19 protein-coding genes and 2 pseudogenes are annotated in these 20,814 nt (G+C 36.5%); 19 read left to right on the top strand and 2 right to left on the bottom strand.

The annotated features are described in order from the left end of the window. Window positions 1-35: 35 nt before the first annotated feature. Window positions 36-593, bottom strand: a complete 558-nt coding sequence (gene hxlB, locus ABC374_RS13455; protein ID WP_413018304.1) for a 6-phospho-3-hexuloisomerase — start codon at window positions 591-593, stop codon at window positions 36-38. Between the two features lie 8 nt (window positions 594-601). Then, window positions 602-1,234: a 3-hexulose-6-phosphate synthase gene (hxlA, locus tag ABC374_RS13450; RefSeq protein ID WP_098371994.1), complete on the bottom strand. Its 633-nt coding sequence runs from the start codon at window positions 1,232-1,234 to the stop codon at window positions 602-604. A 208-nt stretch (window positions 1,235-1,442) separates the two neighbouring features. Between hxlA and ABC374_RS13445 the strand changes: the two genes are divergently transcribed. The 19 genes and pseudogenes from ABC374_RS13445 (at window position 1,443) to ABC374_RS13355 (ending at window position 20,782) form a co-directional block, all read left to right on the top strand. Next, complete coding sequence (locus ABC374_RS13445; RefSeq protein ID WP_095394856.1) at window positions 1,443-1,808, top strand: winged helix-turn-helix transcriptional regulator; 366 nt, start codon at window positions 1,443-1,445, stop codon at window positions 1,806-1,808. Window positions 1,809-2,235: 427 nt separating this feature from the next. After that, on the top strand, window positions 2,236-2,430 hold the full coding sequence (locus ABC374_RS13440) for a LysR substrate-binding domain-containing protein (protein ID WP_413020348.1): 195 nt from the start codon (window positions 2,236-2,238) through the stop codon (window positions 2,428-2,430). Window positions 2,431-3,006: 576 nt separating this feature from the next. Continuing rightward, a complete protein-coding gene (locus ABC374_RS13435; RefSeq protein ID WP_413018302.1) occupies window positions 3,007-4,104 on the top strand; it encodes an L-dopachrome tautomerase-related protein in 1,098 nt (365 codons plus the stop codon). Between the two features lie 254 nt (window positions 4,105-4,358). After that, window positions 4,359-4,711, top strand: a pseudogene (locus ABC374_RS13430) (VOC family protein). 675 nt (window positions 4,712-5,386) lie between these two features. Then, window positions 5,387-5,533: a hypothetical protein gene (locus tag ABC374_RS13425; protein ID WP_179891087.1), complete on the top strand. Its 147-nt coding sequence runs from the start codon at window positions 5,387-5,389 to the stop codon at window positions 5,531-5,533. Window positions 5,534-6,386: 853 nt separating this feature from the next. Then, window positions 6,387-6,605: pseudogene (locus ABC374_RS13420) on the top strand (flotillin family protein); the annotation flags it as partial. Between the two features lie 1,055 nt (window positions 6,606-7,660). Then, on the top strand, window positions 7,661-8,014 hold the full coding sequence (locus tag ABC374_RS13415) for a DUF3870 domain-containing protein (RefSeq protein ID WP_201224777.1): 354 nt from the start codon (window positions 7,661-7,663) through the stop codon (window positions 8,012-8,014). Between the two features lie 201 nt (window positions 8,015-8,215). Further along, entirely contained in the window at window positions 8,216-9,241 is a 1,026-nt protein-coding gene (locus ABC374_RS13410; protein WP_413018299.1) for an LLM class flavin-dependent oxidoreductase, read from the top strand. A 78-nt stretch (window positions 9,242-9,319) separates the two neighbouring features. Then, the gene (locus ABC374_RS13405; protein WP_413018297.1) at window positions 9,320-9,871 is read left to right on the top strand and encodes an NADPH-dependent FMN reductase; all 552 of its coding nucleotides are present in this window, start codon (window positions 9,320-9,322) and stop codon (window positions 9,869-9,871) included. A 127-nt stretch (window positions 9,872-9,998) separates the two neighbouring features. Continuing rightward, the gene (locus ABC374_RS13400; protein WP_413018295.1) at window positions 9,999-10,961 is read left to right on the top strand and encodes a hypothetical protein; all 963 of its coding nucleotides are present in this window, start codon (window positions 9,999-10,001) and stop codon (window positions 10,959-10,961) included. After that, the gene (gene fahA / locus ABC374_RS13395) at window positions 10,958-12,259 is read left to right on the top strand and encodes a fumarylacetoacetase (protein WP_413018293.1); all 1,302 of its coding nucleotides are present in this window, start codon (window positions 10,958-10,960) and stop codon (window positions 12,257-12,259) included. The genes ABC374_RS13400 and fahA overlap by 4 nt, the downstream gene beginning before the upstream one ends. A 40-nt stretch (window positions 12,260-12,299) precedes the next feature. Next, window positions 12,300-13,463, top strand: coding sequence for a homogentisate 1,2-dioxygenase (locus ABC374_RS13390; protein ID WP_413018291.1), 1,164 nt, complete (start codon window positions 12,300-12,302; stop codon window positions 13,461-13,463). Window positions 13,464-13,833: 370 nt separating this feature from the next. Next, on the top strand, window positions 13,834-15,099 hold the full coding sequence (locus tag ABC374_RS13385; RefSeq protein WP_413020346.1) for an MFS transporter: 1,266 nt from the start codon (window positions 13,834-13,836) through the stop codon (window positions 15,097-15,099). A 113-nt stretch (window positions 15,100-15,212) separates the two neighbouring features. Continuing rightward, entirely contained in the window at window positions 15,213-16,109 is an 897-nt protein-coding gene (locus tag ABC374_RS13380; RefSeq protein ID WP_413018289.1) for a bifunctional riboflavin kinase/FAD synthetase, read from the top strand. A gap of 450 nt (window positions 16,110-16,559) precedes the next feature. Next, window positions 16,560-17,000, top strand: a complete 441-nt coding sequence (locus ABC374_RS13375) for a cell wall hydrolase (RefSeq protein ID WP_034310898.1) — start codon at window positions 16,560-16,562, stop codon at window positions 16,998-17,000. A gap of 496 nt (window positions 17,001-17,496) precedes the next feature. Continuing rightward, window positions 17,497-17,784, top strand: coding sequence for a hypothetical protein (locus tag ABC374_RS13370; RefSeq protein WP_350299077.1), 288 nt, complete (start codon window positions 17,497-17,499; stop codon window positions 17,782-17,784). Window positions 17,785-18,043: 259 nt separating this feature from the next. Then, window positions 18,044-18,313 carry a hypothetical protein gene (locus ABC374_RS13365; RefSeq protein WP_413018287.1) on the top strand — a complete coding sequence of 90 codons (270 nt, stop codon included), beginning with the start codon at window positions 18,044-18,046 and terminating at the stop codon, window positions 18,311-18,313. 183 nt (window positions 18,314-18,496) lie between these two features. Further along, a complete protein-coding gene (locus ABC374_RS13360; protein WP_413018285.1) occupies window positions 18,497-19,249 on the top strand; it encodes a DeoR/GlpR family DNA-binding transcription regulator in 753 nt (250 codons plus the stop codon). A gap of 552 nt (window positions 19,250-19,801) precedes the next feature. After that, window positions 19,802-20,782: an ABC transporter substrate-binding protein gene (locus ABC374_RS13355; protein WP_413018283.1), complete on the top strand. Its 981-nt coding sequence runs from the start codon at window positions 19,802-19,804 to the stop codon at window positions 20,780-20,782. Window positions 20,783-20,814: the final 32 nt, after the last annotated feature.

The raw sequence follows: 20,814 nt of genomic DNA, 5'->3' as shown, positions 1-20,814 counted from the left end.
CGGTCTTTTGGTTATTACATTCTTAGGACTATGTTTTATTCAAGATTGGCATGTCTGCCATACATATTATTGGTATCTAATCCCTTTTTCTCCATGAATTTCAAGATGACGGCATCATAAAAAAGTAAAAGGGTCTGCTCAAATAGTGAGCCCATTGGTTGGATGGTTTTATAATCGCCCTCTGATTGGTCTTTCGGGGATCCAGGCAATTTAATGGTGATATCTGCTAACTGTCCAATAGTGGAATCAGGGAATATCGTGACAGTTGCAATTTTACCACCAATGCTTTTTGCTTTTTCAGCCATGGAGACTAAGCTTTTCGTTTCCCCGGATCCGGATCCGATGATTAAGATATCCTCTTTTTCAAAGTTGGGAGTTACAGTTTCACCGATTACATAAGAATCAATTCCCATATGCATCATCCGCATGGCGAAGGATTTGGCCATGAATCCTGATCTGCCTGCACCGGCTACAAAAACTTTCTTTGATTCAAGAATCCCATTAACCAGTTTTTCAGCTTCTTCGTTAGCTATTAAGTCTACTGAACGATTTAGCTCTTTTATGATTTCAGCTAAATATTGAGAAGTCTGCATGATGGATATTAGCCTTGTTTTACTAATTTTTGTATTTGGGCAGCTGTCCCTTTAATATCAGCTTGTCCAGTGATACCTCCACCAACAATGACAAGGTCAGGTTGTGCTTTAATGACTTCCGGAAGTGTATCTAATTTTATGCCGCCTGCTACAGCAGTTTTTGCATTTTTTACAACACGTTTAATGGTTTGAAGGTCCTCAAAAGAATTTTTTCCAACAGCTTGAAGATCGTAGCCAGTGTGCACACAGATGTAGTCGACGCCAAATGCATCCACTTCTTTAGCACGAGTTTCAAGATCTTTCACAGCGATCATATCAACAAGGATTTTTTTGCCTTGTTTTCTAGCTTCTTCAACAGCCCCTTTAATGGACATATCTTCAGCTGCACCAAGAATCGTGATGATATCAGCGCCAGCTTCAGATGCTTTCATCACTTCATAACCGGCTGCATCCATAATTTTTAGGTCGGCTAATACTTTCAAAGAAGGGAAAGCTTCTTTCATTTCTTTAACAGCCCTAAGCCCTTCATTAATAACCACAGGTGTACCGATTTCTACGATATCAACATATTCCTCCACTTGTTTAACCAATTCAATACCTTCTTGAATGTTTACTAAATCCAGTGCCAATTGTAATTCCATTTATCCTTCACTCCTAATAGTATGTTTTAGTTTGTTGCACAGTAAGTATGTCCCTCTGGCACTCAATCATTGCACCGCAAGAAATTCATATCGACTGTACAATGTATCGTATACTAAGTATAATATTTTTGTAAGTACGCACTTTAATTTTACATAGTGTTAAAAAGTATACTATGTGATTTAGGATTTATATTTGGAGGTGGTTTGAATGACAAGGCTACAGAATAAAACATTCAATTGTGAGAAGGAATTGACCCTTTCTGTTATTGGGGGGAAATGGAAGATGCTTGTTTTATGGCACCTAGGCAAGCAGGGGACCAAGCGTTTTGGTGAACTGAAGGCTCTTATGCCGGGCATCACTCAAAGAATGCTCGTTAACCAGCTTCGAGAGCTGGAAGAAGATCTTATTGTTCATCGCGAAGTCTATCCAATTGTACCTCCCAAAGTGGAATACTCTCTGACAGAACAAGGAGAAAGCCTGATGCCGATTCTTGATTCGATGTATAATTGGGGTAAAAATTATATGGAGAATAATGTTGGGGACCAAGTAAAAAGAAAAGAGGATATCAAGTAGAAAAACTATCCCTTCTTCCTTATTCAAAGATGTTTTCTCCTTTTTCTTTACCTTGATATGGTCACGTATCAAATTAAGGTAGAGAAAAGCACAACATTTAATAATCAGTTATTAAAAGCCAAGGTTAGCGATTTTTGTATAGTCGCTGACCTTGGCTTTTTCACATGCACCCGGCATGGGTGCAAATCTCTTGCCAGGGTAGTGTACGGTTAGCTTAATGAAGGAGTGTCTACTCAGAGGGGAAAACCTTTTCGTTTCTAGGAATATTATACAAAGACCCAGTAATTGGTATACTTTATTACACTATGTAATTTTACTGATACTATTTAATTATAAAGTGCGTACTTACAGGGGTACCACCAGCAAAACGCGAATTTACAACGTTAAGGAAATACCAATATTAAAAAGCCCAATTTCTCAGCATTAAATTGAGAAATTTGGTCTCGTTTCATCGGGGTTTGGTGCAACGATCTTACCGCTCTCGTTATTATCCCTCCATTCATTGGGAGGATTGAGAGTCATTCAGCTAAAGGATCAGACCTTAATATCTGAACCCAAAGTAATTTGGAGGAAGAATAGTTATTTATCAAAAGCAGCAAATGAATATTTAAAACTTTTTTAGACACCAAAATTATTTACTCAAAAGTAAAAGACTACAACGTTGGAAAATGGCAAAAAAAATGAAACAGGTATTAGTTTTGACTGTGGTAAAGTAGATCTTTAAATGAAAAATAAAATATATCATGGTTTTATAACCTCATTTAGATTCGTTAGAGGAACCGTATCATAAGTAAATGAGGTTCTTAAATAATCTATATTAAATGAATAACCGCCCACTTTATAGGCTTCTAAAAATTCTTACTTATGCTCAGGATGAAAAAGTTACACTAAACTTAAAAATACTCCCCTTTAAAGGAGACAGATTTATTTTCTAACCAGGCTGCTGGACGGGAGCAAATCAGAATAGTTTTTATGTTAGTTCTAAAATTGACTGCAAACGTAAATTCAGATGCTCTCATTTCCCGTCTTTGAAGAGCCAGTGGAAGTTTGAATCACTTTATCGAAACTCCCATGTTTCTCCTGGACTAATAAACCCACAGCATCCATCACGATAGAAAAATTTATCAAGAACCAGGCACTACAAAAAATTTTCATCATATATAGGTGATATCCGTTCGGATTTGATGAGGAGGATATCATGCAACCTATGTTACCTATGGAAAAATATTTTGGGCAGTTTGAACTGGTGCATGCTTTTTATGGGGCTATGCCTACAGGTGTCAGCGTTTCCGAAACCGGTCGTATTTTTGTATGCTTTCCGAAATGGGGAGACGACGTTCAATTTACTGTGGCGGAAATTGTTGAGGGTGAATTGCAGCCTTATCCCAGTGTAGAAACCAATTTAGTTAATACTGGGAATATTACGATGTCTTTCGTCAGTGTCCAAAGTATCGTTGCTGATGGAAGTGGAACACTTTGGGTACTAGATACAGGGGCACCAAATTTTTCTGAACCTATTCAAGGGGGAGCAAAATTAGTTGCTGTTGATTTAAGCACGAATACAATAAGGAGAGTATATACCTTTACAGAAGATGTTGTCTTGCCAACAACTTATCTGAATGATGTCCGTTTGGATTTTCGGGTTGGAAGAGCTGGCTATGCATATATAACGGATTCTTCTTCCAGAGGGCCAGGGGCTATTATCGTCGTAGATTTAGAAAATGGGAACGCGTTTAGACGGTTAAATGGGGCAATATCAACTTCACCTGATCCCTATTTTTTACCGAAAGTAGAAGGTGAAATTTTGATGAATCGAAACCCGGACGGCTCGACTTTCCCATTTAGATTGGCTTCCGATAGTTTAGCGATTTCTCCTGATGGAAAGGTTTTATTTTATGCTCCGCTAACCAGCCGTCAGCTGTTCTCGATTTCAACAGAAGCTCTAAGAAACAGAAGGATACAGGACCTGAATTTATCCCAATATGTGCTGTATTGGGGGGAAAAAGGTGCGTCTGATGGAATGATCACCGGCTCAAAAGGAACCGTTTATGCGGGAGACTATGAAAACAATAGTATCCGGAAGATATTGCCGAATGGCGCAATGGAAACCATCGCACATGACCCGAGAATTTTATGGCCGGATACTTTTTCGATTGGCCCCGATCAATACTTATATGTCATTGTGAATCAATTACATCGGCAGGCGAGATTTCATTATGGAAGAGACCTGCGGGAAAAACCATATAGTTTACTTCGTATGAGAATTGATGAATTCCCTGCTCCTACCTTTTCATAGTAATCGTAAACGAAGGTAGCTATCCCCCATCAGGGAGCTGCCTTTTTTGTCAGATATTCCCGCAACTGTCCTATGATAAAGAAGTGACTTAACTCAAATTGAAAAGCCTGCTTCATCTTAGACTTAAAAAAATAAATAAACACCATAGGCATGAAGCTACATAAGTATCAACTTACGGAAAGAGGAAAAATTTTGAACAAAACTAGGAGGTAATCAAGGGAAGATTAGTTCACCTCGAAATTCATGTGGATGACATGGAACGGGCAAAGAATTTTAAGGTGAGGTATTTGGATGGTCATTTCAAGATTGGAGTGATTTCGCAGGAATGCCTTACTTGGGAGCATGACTGGCGATGAGAATGAACCTGGGAAATGGTGCTTTGATGCAGCGTCAAAGTCCTCCGCCGGAAGCTGGCCATGCTCTCAATGGGGATGCTTATACAATGGGTGTCGATAATTATTACGAAGCGGAAGCCAAAATTCTTGAGAATGGCGGCAAGGTCGCATTGCCCAAATATGCACTGCCTGGAATGGCGTGGCAAGGATACTATATTGATACCGAAGGGAATATATTCGGAATTCATCAAGCTGATGAGAATGCAAAATAGGATCCATGTTTGGTGAATAAAGATTGATCGGGAACCACCCTTTTGTTTCCTACGCGGGGTGGTTTTCTTTGCTGAGAAAGAGATATGAGATTGCCTGGAAACAATCCCTTTCAACACTTCTTTTAGAAATTCCACGATAATCACCCAAATTTCCAGAATGGAGACAAGAGAAACTTCTAACCACCATATGGAGATGAAACTTTCTTTATTAATAAAAAGTGACAGTGCATTGCGTCCATAGAAGTAGACATGTATTAATTTGGGAAAACCTGCCCACCAAGTTTTTATATTCGTTCTCGGGCGCGATTCTTGAATAAGGTTCGCTTTTCTTATAGAACTAACAGGCTAAAATCGGAGCTGTCTTTAAGGCAGCTCTTTCTTTATGCAGAATAGCATTCCTGTAATGATTTAAATTAGCAGCAAGGTTTGTGGAGAATTCTACGGGAGCGTTTTTCGGACTCAGATTAGACGTAATTAATTATTAGTATATGCAAAAAATTACAGTAAATAGAATTAGACGTTTTAATTCCGCATAATTACTTTTTTAAAATTAAACAACTAAAAATATAATTTAGGATCTCTTTAGTGGTTCTTTTTTGTATCTTACATAATGTTCAAATTGTTTCCGGATAGTTTATGGTAAAATATAGAAAAATATTAAAAAGGGGGATGTAAATGAAAATTTTACTAAGGTTATCTATAGTTTTAATATTTTCATTGTTTTTGATTCCTGCAAGTGAAGATTGGACAACTGGGAAACCCTTTCTTGTGATTTATGATGAAAATGGAAATGTAGTGGATAAATTAGTAGATACACCTTAATGAATCTCTTATGAGGTTCTTTTTTTATTGTAGTAGCCGTTAAATATCAAAGGACATTTTCAAAGTTTGGGAAATTGTCTTTTTTTATTTACATTTTTGATTTTGTTATTGAGTAATTGTGGTTTTGTGTTATGAAAGCATTTAATGACTCTAGTGTGTATTTTTACTTGTTCAACTAACGGGGCTGTAGTTGAAAACGGTAAAACTTATTGATAAAACATAGACTGAACGGTAAAAAACGATCATCCCATAAATAATTATATTACTCTAGAAAAGCACCCGATTATATTGTTTTGTATTTATTTAAATACATAATCTTTCTGTACTAGTGGGCCTGCTCCTTTTACATATGGTTGAATCCATATGAGTTTTCTATCTTTTAATCTCTCACCATACGCCTGATCCTCCAATGCTCTCTTACAATCCATTGATGAGATGGCTTATTATGCTTTCTGTTCACGCCTTATAACAAAGTGTTCGCTTCTTTATAAGCCTTCCGTTGAGCAGAAGTAATGGTAATTTTCTCTCCAACACGTCTATAAGGAGAGGAAAACTCTGATTTTGATTTCATTGTACGATTCTTTTTCTTTGATACAGGTGGGGAAATATGCCGAGTTATAGCTTTATCAGACCTGATATAAAGTAAGGTATTAACAAAAAGTAACAGGAATCTTTCTAATATGGCACGGCTAGTTTTATTATAGTAATACTGGCTAGAATCATACATAAAGAAGATACAACTTTAGGTTTTATTTCTCCCAGAAACACTTGGGTTTAATGAGTACTCCATACACCATATAAAGATTCTTTTATTTCTCCCATAATATAACCCTGTTACAAGGAAGGACATCTTCGTTCCATCCTTGGTTCGATGACAGTCGAGGAAATTTATAAAAACCGTGAAAAGTTTTCCCAGGAAGTACAGAGGGTAGCCTCGCAGGATTTAGCTAAAATGGGACTCATTATCGTATCGTTCACGATTAAAGATGTTAGGGATAAAAATGGATATCTTGAATCGCTCGGAAAGCCAAGAATTGCCCAGGTGAAGAGGGATGCCGATATAGCAACCGCCGATGCAGAGAAAGAAACGCGAATCAAGCGAGCCGAAGCTTCGAAGGAAGCCCAGCGTGCCGAACTTGAAAGGGCAACCGAAATAGCAGAAGCCGAAAAAATCAACAAGCTAAAGGTTGCGGAATTCCGGCGTGAGCAGGATATTGCCAAAGCACGAGCTGACCAAGCTTATGATCTTGAAACGGCCAGATCCAAACAGGATGTAACAGAACAGGAAATGCAAATCAGGATCATTGAACGTCAGAAGCAAATTGAGCTGGAGGAAAAAGAAATCCTTCGCCGTGAAAAGCAATATGATTCAGAAGTGAAGAAAAAGGCCGATGCCGACCGTTATGCGGTAGAGCAGGCAGCCTCCGCTAACAAAATGAAACAGATTACAGAAGCGGATGCAGATAAGTATAAAATTGAAGCCATGGCGAAAGCAGAATGTGTTCGTATGGACGGTCTCGCTAAAGCGGACGCACAAAGGGCACAAGGTACGACTGAAGCGGAAATCATCAGGTTAAAAGGGGTAGCAGAGGCAGAAGCGAAGCAGAAGATCGCTGAAGCTTTTGAACAGTTCGGGCAAGCGGTCGTAATGGACATGATTTTGAAAATGCTGCCGGAATGCTTTTTAACTCAGAAGAATAAGTTTTTACTGTTGTTAGGTAATTTACGCGCAGATAGAACATCAATAGCCTCTAATCCTAAATTTAGCCGCGTGTTTAAAGCCGTGGTTTTTTAGGTAGAACCTGCTTAGCTAACGTGTTAAGATCCAGATATTCGGAGAAATCTCGTTTTATTTTTGCTAGATAGGATGCTTTGTTGAGTTCAAAATCATACATTTTATCAACAAAATAAGATTCATCATCGTAAAATACAAGCTGCTAATGATTGCTTGAGATAATTGTGCCATCAACTTAATTATTCAGGCCAAAATCAGAAAAAATTTGCTTTATTCTCTTTTATTTTATCTTTGCACTAGAACCATATAATGATAATACATTATTTATCGATTATAATAATATAGATGCATATTTATTATTTCAGTAATTGCGGAAGAAAGGATGAAAATGTATGTCTATAGAAGTCAAGGAAAGTTATGTTCTAGTAGCAGGATTTGCTCAATTGCCGAAGGGTACGCCAGTTTTTGAGTTGCAAAAAACAATAGGGTGTATCCTTATGGTTGATACGGAGACTGATACGATCATAAAAGCAACATTTACCTTTTTACAAGAATTAACAAATGAGTTTGTAAGTGAATTACTTCGAGGAAAATCCTTATTTAATACGGATGAAATTATTGTAGATATAGAAAAAAGGTTTATTGTTCCGCCACAGAAGGCTGTTATTCAAGCATTGCTTACAGCTAAGAAAAGTTATCAAGAAAGAAAAAATAATTTCGAGATTAAAGAAAACGCTTGCAAATAACTGAAAATTTATAATATAATAACACTAACAACATAAAGCTAGTGTTTAACTGGATTATCTATTGAGCAAGGACAAGGGCCGAACCTCAATAAGTAGATAAAGAGCCAGTAGTAATAAGAATTTTAAATGAAGTAACACTTCGTTTAATTTCTATTGCTGCTGGTTTTTTGTTTGTTTAAAAAATTATTGGAGGTTTTTTAGATGGAATTTGGTTTATTTACGGTATTTGACAATTATAAAAATTATAAAGCAACATTTGAACGTACACCAGAGCAACTATTGCATGAAGTATTAGAACAAACGGTTGTAGCGGATGGTTTTGGATATAACGCTGCTTGGTTTGCTGAACATCATTTTAGTGAGTATGGAATTTTAACTACACCTCAAACGTTTCTTGCTATAGCAGCAGAACGGACAAAGAACATCCGACTAGGTACCGCCATTGTGACATTACCTTTTAAGAATCCGATTCAAGTAGCAGAAGATTACGCTTTACTAGATGTATTAAGCAACGGTCGACTAAATTTAGGTTTAGGAAGCGGTTATCTTCCACATGAATTTACCGGATTTAATGTTGAGGGGAAAGATAAAGCATTAAGATTCAATGATTCTCTTGCTGTAATTGAAAAAGCATGGAAAGGTGAGAAATTCTCACATCATGGAGATTATTATCAATATACAGATATTAAACTTGAAGTTGTCCCTAAACAGAAGGAAGTGCCAATTTGGATTGGTACTTTAAGTCATAATGGTGCTAATTTTGTTGGAAAAATGGGCTATAACATTAGTGGAGTTCCTTACGTGGCCTGCAATTCAATCGCTGAATTGAAAGATATCATCGATAGTTACAAAGATACGTATCGCAAAGCAGGTCATAATGAGAAGAAAGTGAAAGTTCCGCTCGCTCTTCATACTTACGTAGCAGAAACAACAGAAGAAGCTATCGCAACTGCTAAACCTCATCTAGATTTATATCTTGACACACGTATGTATGGCAAAAGCGCGAAATATCAGGATTTAAGAGATAGAGAGCAAGTACTAATTGGTTCGCCTGAGGATGTTATTGCCATGCTGAAAAGATATCAGGATGCTGGTTGTGATCATATCATGATGCTTATGAATTTTGGCGGATTACCACATGAAAAAGTCTTAAAATCAATGGAATTGATCGCAAAAGAAGTGATGCCGGCATTTAAGAAATCCGCGGAAAAAGAATTGTTAGTTTAAGTCGATCAAGGTGTCTAATAAGAAAGACTTTGTAAAACGTTTTGAGTTATTAACCTCAAGAAAGGAAGGCAGGAACTTATGAAACTCCTTGGGATATCAGGGACAATTTTAGGTATAAAAACCTCAGTCTTAGTGCAAAGGATACTGGATGAAATAAAACAAAAACATCCTGAAATAGAAGTGGGAATGTTAGATTTAAGGGATTATGAACTACAATTTTGCGATGGCAGAAAACTAGATGATTATAACGAAGATACACGAAAAGTAATAGAGAAAGTGACTCAAGCAGATTTTTATTTGATTGGGTCACCTATTTTCAATAGTTCAATCCCTGCGCCTTTGAAGAATCTAATTGACTTAATTCCCCCGGACGTATTCCGTCACAAAGTAATGGGCTTTGCGGCTAATGGTGGAACATACCAGCATTACTTAATGGTTGAAAATCAATTAAAACCGATAGCGGGCTATTTGCGTGCTTATATTGCACCAAGTTACGTGTACGCTCATACAAGTCATTATAATGATAAAAATGAGATTCATGATGAGGAAATTGTGATGCGTATCCGTAATTTGGCTGATGAACTGGTTCATATGCAACATGGCTTAGGTCAAATGTTAATTAGAGAATAAGATATATATTTAAATCCGTTCCCAGTAAGTGTTTTCGAATATCACTTACTGGGAACGGATTACATCAACTTTGCCAAGAGAGAAGGAAATTCGAATATAAAGAGTGTGTTATAAGAAAGGGTAAGAAATGAAAAATAATCCAAATCTCAACGTTTTGTTAGAAAATTTAATTGATTATGCAGGATTATTTCCGCCAGCTAATCTACCTTTGGATGCTGCAATTGAAAATTATGCAAATTATATCAATAGTGAAGATGCTTGGATGTTAGGGCCGTTCATTATACCAGTCAAGAAGATTAATGAACTTCAAGCTTATGCTGATTTATTTTTAAAGAAAAAACCTTTAAATCTCTCAGTTGTCGGTAGAAAAAGCGAGTCTGAGAACGAATGTGTCGTTCAGCTTAAAGAAGACTTAGAGCAAATTCACGCTTATTCTAATAAATATAATGTTTGGTCCAACGTAGAAGCGTTTGAAATGCCTTTGCCATCTATTGTGCCAACTCAGGATCTGTTAGAAGAAGTTTCATCGGGGGCAAAAAAATTAGGAATGAAAGCATTCTGTGAAATGTCCCTAGTTAACGACGACCATTGGAAAAAGAATTTATGCAGCACGTTGGATGCAATAGTAGCATTCAATTCACTACATAAAGATAGATTAGGAGTGAAGCTGCGAACCGGTGGAATAAAAGCTGAGATGTTTCCAAGCCCTGAAAAAGTTGCTTTTGTAATCGCTTCATGTCGTGACCGAGATTTACCTATAAAGTTCACAGCTGGACTACATCACCCGATTCGAATGTATCGGGAAGAAGTTAACACAAAGATGCATGGTTTTCTTAACATCTTCCTGGCAGGTATGCTTGCTTATCATCTAAATCTAGATGAAGAAAGGATTGAAAAAATCATTTCCGATGAAAATACAAGTCATTTTACGATCGCTGATGATCGTTTGGTTTGGAAAAGTTTAAGTATTACATCTCAAGAGATGAAAGAGCTTCGAAAAAATTCATTATGTTCATTTGGGAGTTGCAGTTTTGATGAACCAAGAGATGAATTATTGGAATTAAGTAATCGACAGGAGGCCAGCAAGTGAAATCATTTATCGAAGTAAATGCAGATTCTCATTTCCCTATTCAAAATCTGCCATATGGAGTATTTAGTACAAACAATCAACCAAACCCTCGAGTTGGGGTTGCAATTGGAGACTATGTATTAGATTTATCGCTTTTGGAAGAGAAAGGTTTTTTTGTGAACATTATCGACAAAGGAAATACGGTTTTTAACAAGTCCTCACTCAACCATTTTATGGAATTAGGAAGGGGGATTTGGAGTGGAGTACGAAAAAAGCTCCAACTCCTATTGTCAAAGGATGAACCGCAACTAAGAGATAATCATGATTTTCGTAAACAAGTACTTCTTCCTAGAGAAGATGTGAAACTTCATCTACCTGTCAAAATTGGCGATTACACAGATTTTTATGCTTCCAAAGAGCATGCGACGAATGTTGGAATAATGTTTCGCGGTAAAGAGAATGCTTTAATGCCTAACTGGACTCATTTGCCTGTAGGTTACCATGGAAGAGCTAGTTCTGTTGTCTTGAGTGGGACGAATGTTCGACGTCCTTTAGGTCAAATAAAGTTACCTGATCGTGCTCCGATTTTTGAGCCATGTAGACAACTAGATTTTGAACTGGAAATGGGATGCTTTATCGGTATTGGGAATGATCGTGGAGAACCGATTCCGATTGAAGAGGCAGAAAAGCATGTTTTTGGAATGGTTTTAGTAAATGATTGGAGTGCTCGTGATATCCAGTCATGGGAATATCAACCTTTAGGTCCATTCCTAGCTAAGAATTTCGCAACTTCCATTTCACCGTGGGTAGTTCCATTAGAAGCGCTAGAGCCTTTTCGTGTAAAAGGACCGATCCAGGATCCGAAACCGCTAGAATATCTCGAACAGCCAGAGCCAGGTTTATTTAATATTCAACTTGAAGTGCATTTACGAAGCAAAGGGATGAGTACACCAAAACGAATCTGCTCAGGTAATTATCAATCTTTATATTGGAGTATAGCTCAGCAAGTCGCCCATCATACCATTGGAGGATGCGACCTGAACTCAGGTGATTTACTTGCTTCCGGTACGATTAGCGGCTCTGAAAAAGACTCCCGCGGTAGTTTGCTAGAGCTGACATGGAGAGGTACAGAACCAATTCGTTTAAACGAAGAGGATCAGAGAGAGTGGCTGGAAGACGGGGATGAGCTGACGATGACAGGCTGGTGCCAAGGTGAAGGATTTCGAATCGGCTTTGGAGAAGTTGTCGGAGTAATCGAGCCGGCGCTTGACCGCGAACAGGTATTGCGAAAGAAAGATCCAACGTATATTGGTAACTGATTCCAATATGGTAATTTAAATATAAAGGAGGCTTATTAGCATGACGTGGTATCAACAAATGGGGAAAATACCTCCTAAGAGGCACATCATGTTTCGTAAGGAGGATGACTCTTTATTTAGAGAGCAAGTTATGGGAACAAAAGGATTTTCAGGGATTCAGTCAATTTTATACCATCATAACCCTCCTACCCAGTTTTATAAAACAGATTTAATCGGAAATCGTCATGTGGTATACGAGGAGCAAGGTGCGCTTCGTCCCCGTCATTTTTACACCGACAATGTAAATAATGAACCAAGTGATGCTGTAATGGGAAGGGAATATGTTCTTGGAAATGAAGACTTGTTAATAGGTGTAGTGAATCCCATCGAAAATATGGATTACTTCTATCGTAATGGAGATGGAGATGAGCTGTTATTTGTCCATCATGGTACGGGGGAAATTAAAACCACTTTTGGAACTCTCCAGTATAAGCCAGGTGATTATATTGTTATTCCGGTAGGGACGATTTATAGAGTTGCGCCAGATAAAGGAGAATCCAAGCTGCTTGTTGTCGAAACAAATAGCTGGATCACGACTCCTAAGCGTTATCGAAATGAATTTGGTCAACTTCTTGAACATAGTCCTTTTTGTGAAAGAGATATAAAAGGACCTGAAAAACTGGAGACCTACACTGAAAAAGGGGAATTCGAAGTGCGAACAAAGTCCAGAGGCTACTTGCATTCCCATTATTTTGCGAATCACCCGCTTGATGTTGTTGGCTGGGATGGTTATTTATATCCTTGGATATTTAATATAAGTGATTTTGAGCCGATAACTGGGCGCATTCACCAGCCACCGCCAGTCCATCAAACGTTTGAAGGACATAACTTTGTTATTTGCTCTTTTGTGCCTCGCTTATATGATTACCATCCAGAAGCTATTCCGGCTCCTTACTTCCATAGTAACGTGGACAGTGACGAAGTCTTGTATTATGTGGAAGGGAATTTCATGAGCCGTAAAGGAGTAAAGCAAGAATCTATTACACTCCATCCATCGGGCATTCCGCATGGTCCACATCCTGGAAAAGTTGAAGCAAGTATCGGTAAAAAAGAGACACTGGAATTGGCGGTTATGATTGATACATTTCGTCCTTTAAAAGTCGTTAAGAAGGCGCAGCAGATGGAAGATGTCAACTATCAATATAGCTGGGTTGAGAAAAAATAAGTGCGATAGTTTTTCTAGAAAAGAGATAAAGCATTATTAAAATAAGAACATAGTGAAAAGAGTTAGGCTGTTAGCCCGCAAGCTCAATACTTTTAAGATTGTGTGGAGAACAGCCTAAACATGAGTCGAGAAAATCCTTACTAAATAAAAATTTCATACTAACTTATCACTTTTTTTCTTAATTAATAAGTATTAGAGGTTCCTTCTAAGGAAATTAGAAGGAGAGCTTAATAGTGATTGACCCATTAAAAAATTTTATGTGCCTAATTTAAGGAGTGAAATGAGAATGAGTCAAGTTGTTAAAGAAACACCTCAAAATATAAATATAGAAACTTCTTCAAAAGCAAAAGGTGGGGTTCCACGTTCTTTAATGTATCTCATATTGAGCATCTGTTTTTTTTGTATATTTGCAGATGGCTATGATTTGGGCATTTATGGAGCAGTTCTGCCTAGTTTATTAGACTACAAACCTTGGGGATTATCCCCTGCTCAAGCAGGTACGATAGGAAGCTATGCCCTATTTGGAATGCTAATTGGAGCTATTTTGATTGGTACAATTACTGATTTTTTCGGAAGAAAATGGACATTAGTGATTGCTGTTACTTTATTTTCACTGACAATGATAGCTTGTGCATTGGCTACTTCACCAGAAATGTTTGGTTTGTTTCGTTTTATTGGTGGGATTGGGCTAGGTGGGGTTATTCCAACTGCATCTGCTCTTGTCATTGAATATTCACCTTCTCATCGTCGATCACTAAATTATTTACTTATGTTTTCGGGGTATTCCTTTGGTACAGTTTTAGGAGCTGTTTTAGCCATTTTCCTTTTAGATTCATTTGGTTGGAGATTGATGTTTTGGATCGGATCGATTCCTTTATTAGTAGTACCGATCATGATTAAGTTTTTACCGGAATCAGTAAGCTTCCTGCTTTCTCGGAATCGAAAAGAAGAAGCAGAAATGATTTGTAAGCGTTATCAAATGGATATTTCCATTTTTATGGACCAAGAAGTAAAAATTGAAAAAGGGGCAGAGAAAGAAAAAAAATCAATTAAAGGTCTTTTCTCGAAGCAGTATCTTAGAGCCACATTGTTTATCTGGTTAACGTATATCATGGGCTTCTTTTTAGTCTATGGACTAAACACGTGGTTGCCTCAAATCATGAGAGAATTGGGCTATTCACTTAATTCCAGCTTGTCATTTTTACTAGTCATGAATCTTACAGCTGGAATAGGAGCTATTTTTGCTAGTACAATTGCCGACCGCTGGGGTTCAAAAAGGGTAATCGGAGTTTCCTATTTCTTTGCCGCGTTAAGTGCTTTCTTTTTAACGATTGGTGCACCACCGATTGCAATTACTTATTTATTAGTAGGGATAGCTGGTTTTGGTGCGGTAGGTGGTACACAAATCATGAATGCTTTCGTAACAAAGTATTATCCTGCTCAATCTAGGGCTACTGCATTAGGCTGGGGCCTTGGGATCGGAAGGATCGGAGCCATTTCAGGACCAGTACTTGTTGGATTCTTGTTAAGTATGAATGTGGACTTAATTTGGAGTTTCTATACATTCGTTATTGCAGGATTAGTTGCGGTAATTGGAATAATATTAATACCGAGTAAGAAAGGTGAAATTGTTTAATTAATCATAATGGCTCATATCCTTTCGGTGATGTGAAAGGATATGAGCTATTCTCAACAGAGGAATGTTACAAAGCCAAAAATAAGATGGAAAGCCGGAAGGAGCTGGTTATTTTGAAAACCACTTTTCTTAATCAAATTTCGGAATGTGTGCTAACCGAATCAAAACCATGTGTCATGGCTCTTGGCTTTTTCGATGGAATTCATTTAGGGCATAGACAACTGATAGAAAAGGCTAAGCGGATCTCAAGACAAAAGAGATTAAAATTGGCTGTTTTGACATTTTTTCCACATCCACAAGAAGTACTAAATCAAGTGAAGTTTAATTATTTAATATCATTGGAAAGAAAAATAGAAATATTTGAGCATCTGGGTGTCGAGCAACTTTATGTGGTCCGTTTTGATAAAGATTTTGCAAGACTAGAACCAGAATTATTTGTCCAAAAATATCTTATTTCCTTACAAGTAAAAGATGTCGTCGCCGGGTTTGACTTTACATATGGCAGTAAAGGATTAGGTAACATGCTAACTCTTGAAACACATGGAAAAGGAGCATTTCGTGTAAATATGGTGTCAAAGGTAGAGTTATACGGAAAAAAAATCAGCTCTACTCTGATTAGGAACTTTTTGAACTCCGGACAGGTCAATCAAATTGCTGATTATCTGGGAGATCATTATCAAACGAAAGGATGTATAACTCAATTATATCCGCTTCTTCGCTTAAACCCTGTGTCTAAAGTAAGAATGAAAGTATCCTCCTTTAATACGCTACCAATTCATGGTTTTTATGAAGTAGATGTGTTAATGAAGGAACAAAGATTTCAGAGTGTTTGCTCTATTTATGCAAGAAAAGATGGAGAAGTTGCCGTCGAAATAGAGATTCCTAAACATATTAAAATAGCCAATCGTGAAGAGGTAACGATAAAATGGCTTAATGAATGGTCTGCAGAAAATTCCAAAATATTGCAAGGGCCAAAGGTTGAAAAATTATCGTTTTGGAAGGGGACCTAATATTTTAAAATTTCCAAAAACAAGGATGAAGAATATTAGTGACCCTCATCTATGGGTTCTTGTGCATAAAATGAAAGACAAAAGAAATGGATCGTTTACTTTCTCTTGACCGTCTATTAAGGAGTCCCGTTCACAAATAGGAAAATGTACACTAAAAGTTTTTTACATTTATCCCAATAGGGTAAACTTATTGGGCCTTGCATTGTTCGAAAAAGTACACTTTTACGAACTTTTTTTTTGATTGTACTTCTTTAAAATAGAAACTGTAAACAATGCTTTGATTTTTCTTCTTCAACTAACGGGGCAGGTTAGTTGAATTAAAGGGAAAAAAGAATGCAATAGTTTTCATTTTACTTAAAAGCTGTAAGTAATTATAACTAAGCATTTATATTACATAAATAATGACATGACTGTAGGCTATTTTTCATACAATATTTTTGGGGTGGAAAAATGACAAGAGCAAAATACACAAGTTCAGACGTTGACTTAATGGCAAGGATGATGAGAGCAGAAGCCGAAGGTGAAGGAAAACAAGGAATGTTATATGTTGGAAATGTAATTGTGAATCGTCTTGTAGCTAATTGTTTAGACTTTAAAGGTTTAAGAACAATTCCACAAGTCATTTATCAAGTACAAGGAGGAAATTATTCTTTTGAAGCTGTTCAAAAAGGGAATGTATTTTATCAAAGAGCGAGAGGTATTGAAAGAAGATTAGCAGAACAGAATTTGAAGCACTGGAGACAGCATCCGGCTAGATATGCTCTTTGGTATTTTAATCCATATGCTCCATGCCCTCCAACATGGTATGATCAACCTCATACTGGTCAATTTAAAGACCATTGTTTTTATGAACCAAAACCAGGAACATGTGATAGTGTTTATAGAGGTTAAGCTTACTCTTTGAGTAAGCTTTATTACATATTTAAAATATTTATACAATATAAAACTTTTAGTAATATTTTTTATCTAAAAAAGTAAGATTGTGAATTATTGTACTTAAGCTAACGGGTGCGTTAGCTTAAGATCGGAGCTGTCTTTAAGGCAGCTTTTTCTTATGCAACTATCGGGGCAGGTTAGTGAAAGAAGGAATTTCCATTTTCCATACAAATGAAAAGGTGCTAAATGGTATGATTGTAAAAGAAAAGTTCAGAACTTAATTTTTTAGGGGGGAATATATTCTTAAAAATGGTTAGAATTATCTTAGTTTTTATTATAGTCGAAATAGTAAAAACTAGATTTGTTCTTCAACGCGTCGCATTAGGTTAAAGAACGTAGATTGATTGGGGCAGTTTACAGCTTTTTTTAATGGAGCTAAAGGGTCAGGTTAGTTTAATAAGGAATGCTATAATAGCCTTAATTTTAAAACGATTTTAAGGAGTTAACTCTTATGATTATAAAAATTGACTTTAGTGACGATTTTATTCAATACATTTCTTGTTCAACAAAAGTAGGCAGGAAGATGAACAGTATTCAGGAGGACTTTTTAAATTGGATTTTTGACGAGGAAAAGAATACAGAATATTGGGCTTTAGAAAATGGGGAAAGAATTCACCCTAATTATGATGCAAAAGCAATTGTTGAATGGTTAAACAATGTAAGATTTAAGCGAGGAATAGCGAAAGCTAAATTAATCACTAATCCTCAATTATGTGTTAAAAAGAAATTATATTTTTAAAGTGTTTCTTAAATGTTTAATGTTCAAACCATAAGATTGTGAAAAAATGCACTTAAACTACCATGAAAATAGCCTTCTGGAATTTAGGGGAAAAGGCAATACACAAGGCTGCCTAAGTAAATAAAGTGTCTAACTTTTTGGGTTCACTTCATGAACAGCTCTTTTTTTATACAACTAAAGGGGGAAGATAATCCAATAATAAAAAATTCATATTTACTACAATTTGGTAAAATGATTTAGAGGAGAAGGGTGGTTAATTATGAAAAAATATTTAGGGGTTATTTCGTTTGCTTTAATTATCTTGATTATTTGTTTCTTTGCTGGAACTATAATACAAGTAATTGATCCTGGAGTAACAATTTTTCGTGTAGTGATGATATGTGGAATCATTATCTCTTTCTCTTTCTCTTTTCTCAGTGAGAAAGGACTTTGGAGAAAATTAGCTTTAGGTCTTAGTATATTTGTTGGTTTAGTTTACTTTATGGCCGTAGAATTAATGAGAATAATATTCCAGGGTAATGGATTTTAAATTGTTTATTCAACAAACAGGTGCGTTACTTCATTACCAGGTGCTGATCAACAGCTCCTTTTTCTTATGGGGGTACCCCTAATAGTTCTCACATGTCACTGCAAAATTCTATATACTAAAATTAATTAAACTAGAATACACGAAGAACCTTTAAATAGAATTGAAACACGAGGAGGAGATATCATGCTTATTACGGAACGGCATCAATTAATTTTAAAGCTATTAAAAGAAAAGGAGAATGTTAAGATTCATGAGCTAGTAGTATTAACAAATACTTCAGAATCTACTTTGCGTCGTGATCTAGATCAATTAGAAAAGCAGAACTACTTAAAACGTGTACATGGTGGAGCTTCACTTTTACATAGTAAACGAGACGAACCAAGTGTGTTTGAGAAAATAACGCAGAACCTTGAGGAAAAAGCTAAGATAGCAAAATATGCGGCAGAACTAATTTTGGACGGCGAATGTGTTTATCTTGATGCTGGAACAACAACGTATCAGATGATCAAACATTTAAGACAAAAAGATATCGTTGTCATTACAAACGGAATTGATCATTTAGATGCATTACTTGAAAATGATATATGTACATATTTTATTGGTGGATTTGTTAAAAAGATTACCAAAGCAACAGTTGGACGTTATGCATACGAAAGTATAAAAAAATACAGATTTGATAAGTGTTTCATGGGTGCGAACGCTATTCATTATAATTTTGGATTGACTACCCCAGATCCAGAAGAGGCGCAAATAAAAGAAAGAGCCATTTTTTTGTCACGTGAGGCATTTGTATTAGCAGATCATACAAAATTTGGAGAAGTATCATTTTCTAAGTTTGCAGATTTAAACCAGACAAAAGTTATTACGAATGAAGAAGGTACAATAACGTTAGGAAAATATAAGGAGAAAACGGAGATAATTATTGTGAGGGACTAAAAACTAAATTTGCTATCGTTGGAGGAAAGCTGGTATTCAAACTGTCTGATTCAGACATTTAGAATACGAGCTTTTTTTGAATATTCTGAAATTATTTTATTAAAAATTTTCCCCTTTATTGTATCAATATAATAAAGAATGCTTGATTTATTGTAATGTGGCCAATTAACAATGAGGGAAAATCTGCTCCATGTATTAAACATTCCATTTGATACGTTTAATATTTTATGTTATCAATATACTTTTTTGTAATAATTGGAACCATTGACAATTACAAGCAGCTTTAATATAATCAAAATCAATCAAAACCAACCAAATTCATTCAATTATAATTCTAATGTGAAAGGGGTAATTATATTGTTTTACAAAGGATGAAAGCGTTATCAATAAATTAGATGTCAATGTGAAAAACTATCAAAATCAACCATATCTCCATTATTTCAACCAAAAATATTCATTTAAGGAGGTGATCTAGTTTAAGAGATTGAGAGCGGTAACAATTTCTCGTTCTGTAGCTGATTATTTTCATCTTCAAAAACTAGGGGGATTAATATGGTGAAAAATGTAAAAATACTAGGAGTACTAGTTTTGGCGTTTGTAATTGCCGCGATGACGGCATGTAGTGGGGCTAGTGAATCATCAAATGGATTAGCAGACGGTAACGAAGGGCAAGAAGGTAACAAACAATTAACGATCGGTGTAGCGGTGGGTAGTTTAGCAAACCCTTTCTTCGTCTCCATGGGTAAAGGTGCTGAAGAAGCAGGAAAAGAATTAGGTGCTGAAGTTCTAGTTGAAAGCGCTGAATATGATTTAGCAAAACAAGCAGCTCAAATTGAGAACTTTATTACAAAAAAGGTAGATATTATTCTTTTAAATGCTGTTGATACAAAAGGAATTGCGGCAGCTGTTCAACAGGCCAAAGCTGCTGATATTCCAGTAGTTGCTGTAGATACTAATGCTGAAGGTGGTGTCGATGCCACTGTTACTTCAGACAACTATCAGGCTGGTAAACTGGCCGGAGAATATGTGATTGAACAATTAGGTGGAAAAGGAAAAATAGTTATTATTGATGGACCTCCTGTTTCGGCTGTATCTGATCGTATTCAAGGATTTGAAGATGCAATAAAGGATTCCGAAATTAAAGTAATTGCGAAGCAAAATGGAGAAGGGAATCGCGAAAAGGCATTAACGGTGATGGAAAGTATTTTACAAGCTAATTCATCAGGCTCTATTGACGCTGTATTTGCGATTAATGATCCAGAAGCAATTGGTGTTGAAATTGCTCAAGAGCAAGCGAATCGTAAAGATGAATTTTTCATTGTCGGAGTAGACGGTGCTCCTGAAGCCACAGAAGCAATGGCAAAGGAAGGAAGTACAATTGCTGCAACTTCAGCTCAGTCACCTGGTAATATGATCAAAAAAGCTGTTGAAATCGGAATGAAAGTGAAAAATGGTGAAGAAGTTGAGGAGCTTATTAAAGTTCCAGTTGAGATTGTGACTCAAGATACATTAGATTCTTACCAAGGTTGGTAAGAATCTTTCAATAAATAGGCTGATAAGGATTC

Origin of the sequence: Peribacillus phoenicis (assembly GCF_047238085.1) — a bacterium.
Lineage (GTDB): Bacteria > Bacillota > Bacilli > Bacillales > DSM-1321 > Peribacillus.
The sequence above is the reverse complement of the archived record's forward strand: the minus strand, read 5'-3'. Positions and strand labels throughout refer to the sequence as shown.

Excerpts from the sequence above, each read along its gene's own strand:
- ABC374_RS13405 (WP_413018297.1), top strand. The coding sequence starts at position 9,320 with ATGAAACTCCTTGGGATATCAGGGACAATTTTAGGTATAAAAACCTCA.
- ABC374_RS13415 (WP_201224777.1), top strand. The coding sequence starts at position 7,661 with ATGTCTATAGAAGTCAAGGAAAGTTATGTTCTAGTAGCAGGATTTGCT.
- ABC374_RS13435 (WP_413018302.1), top strand. The coding sequence starts at position 3,007 with ATGCAACCTATGTTACCTATGGAAAAATATTTTGGGCAGTTTGAACTG.
- ABC374_RS13360 (WP_413018285.1), top strand. The coding sequence starts at position 18,497 with ATGCTTATTACGGAACGGCATCAATTAATTTTAAAGCTATTAAAAGAA.
- hxlB (WP_413018304.1), bottom strand. The coding sequence starts at position 593 with ATGCAGACTTCTCAATATTTAGCTGAAATCATAAAAGAGCTAAATCGT.
- ABC374_RS13445 (WP_095394856.1), top strand. The coding sequence starts at position 1,443 with ATGACAAGGCTACAGAATAAAACATTCAATTGTGAGAAGGAATTGACC.
- ABC374_RS13385 (WP_413020346.1), top strand. The coding sequence starts at position 13,834 with ATGTATCTCATATTGAGCATCTGTTTTTTTTGTATATTTGCAGATGGC.
- hxlA (WP_098371994.1), bottom strand. The coding sequence starts at position 1,234 with ATGGAATTACAATTGGCACTGGATTTAGTAAACATTCAAGAAGGTATT.
- ABC374_RS13375 (WP_034310898.1), top strand. The coding sequence starts at position 16,560 with ATGACAAGAGCAAAATACACAAGTTCAGACGTTGACTTAATGGCAAGG.
- ABC374_RS13425 (WP_179891087.1), top strand. The coding sequence starts at position 5,387 with ATGAAAATTTTACTAAGGTTATCTATAGTTTTAATATTTTCATTGTTT.
- ABC374_RS13390 (WP_413018291.1), top strand. The coding sequence starts at position 12,300 with ATGACGTGGTATCAACAAATGGGGAAAATACCTCCTAAGAGGCACATC.
- ABC374_RS13410 (WP_413018299.1), top strand. The coding sequence starts at position 8,216 with ATGGAATTTGGTTTATTTACGGTATTTGACAATTATAAAAATTATAAA.
- ABC374_RS13365 (WP_413018287.1), top strand. The coding sequence starts at position 18,044 with ATGAAAAAATATTTAGGGGTTATTTCGTTTGCTTTAATTATCTTGATT.
- ABC374_RS13370 (WP_350299077.1), top strand. The coding sequence starts at position 17,497 with ATGATTATAAAAATTGACTTTAGTGACGATTTTATTCAATACATTTCT.
- ABC374_RS13400 (WP_413018295.1), top strand. The coding sequence starts at position 9,999 with ATGAAAAATAATCCAAATCTCAACGTTTTGTTAGAAAATTTAATTGAT.
- ABC374_RS13355 (WP_413018283.1), top strand. The coding sequence starts at position 19,802 with ATGGTGAAAAATGTAAAAATACTAGGAGTACTAGTTTTGGCGTTTGTA.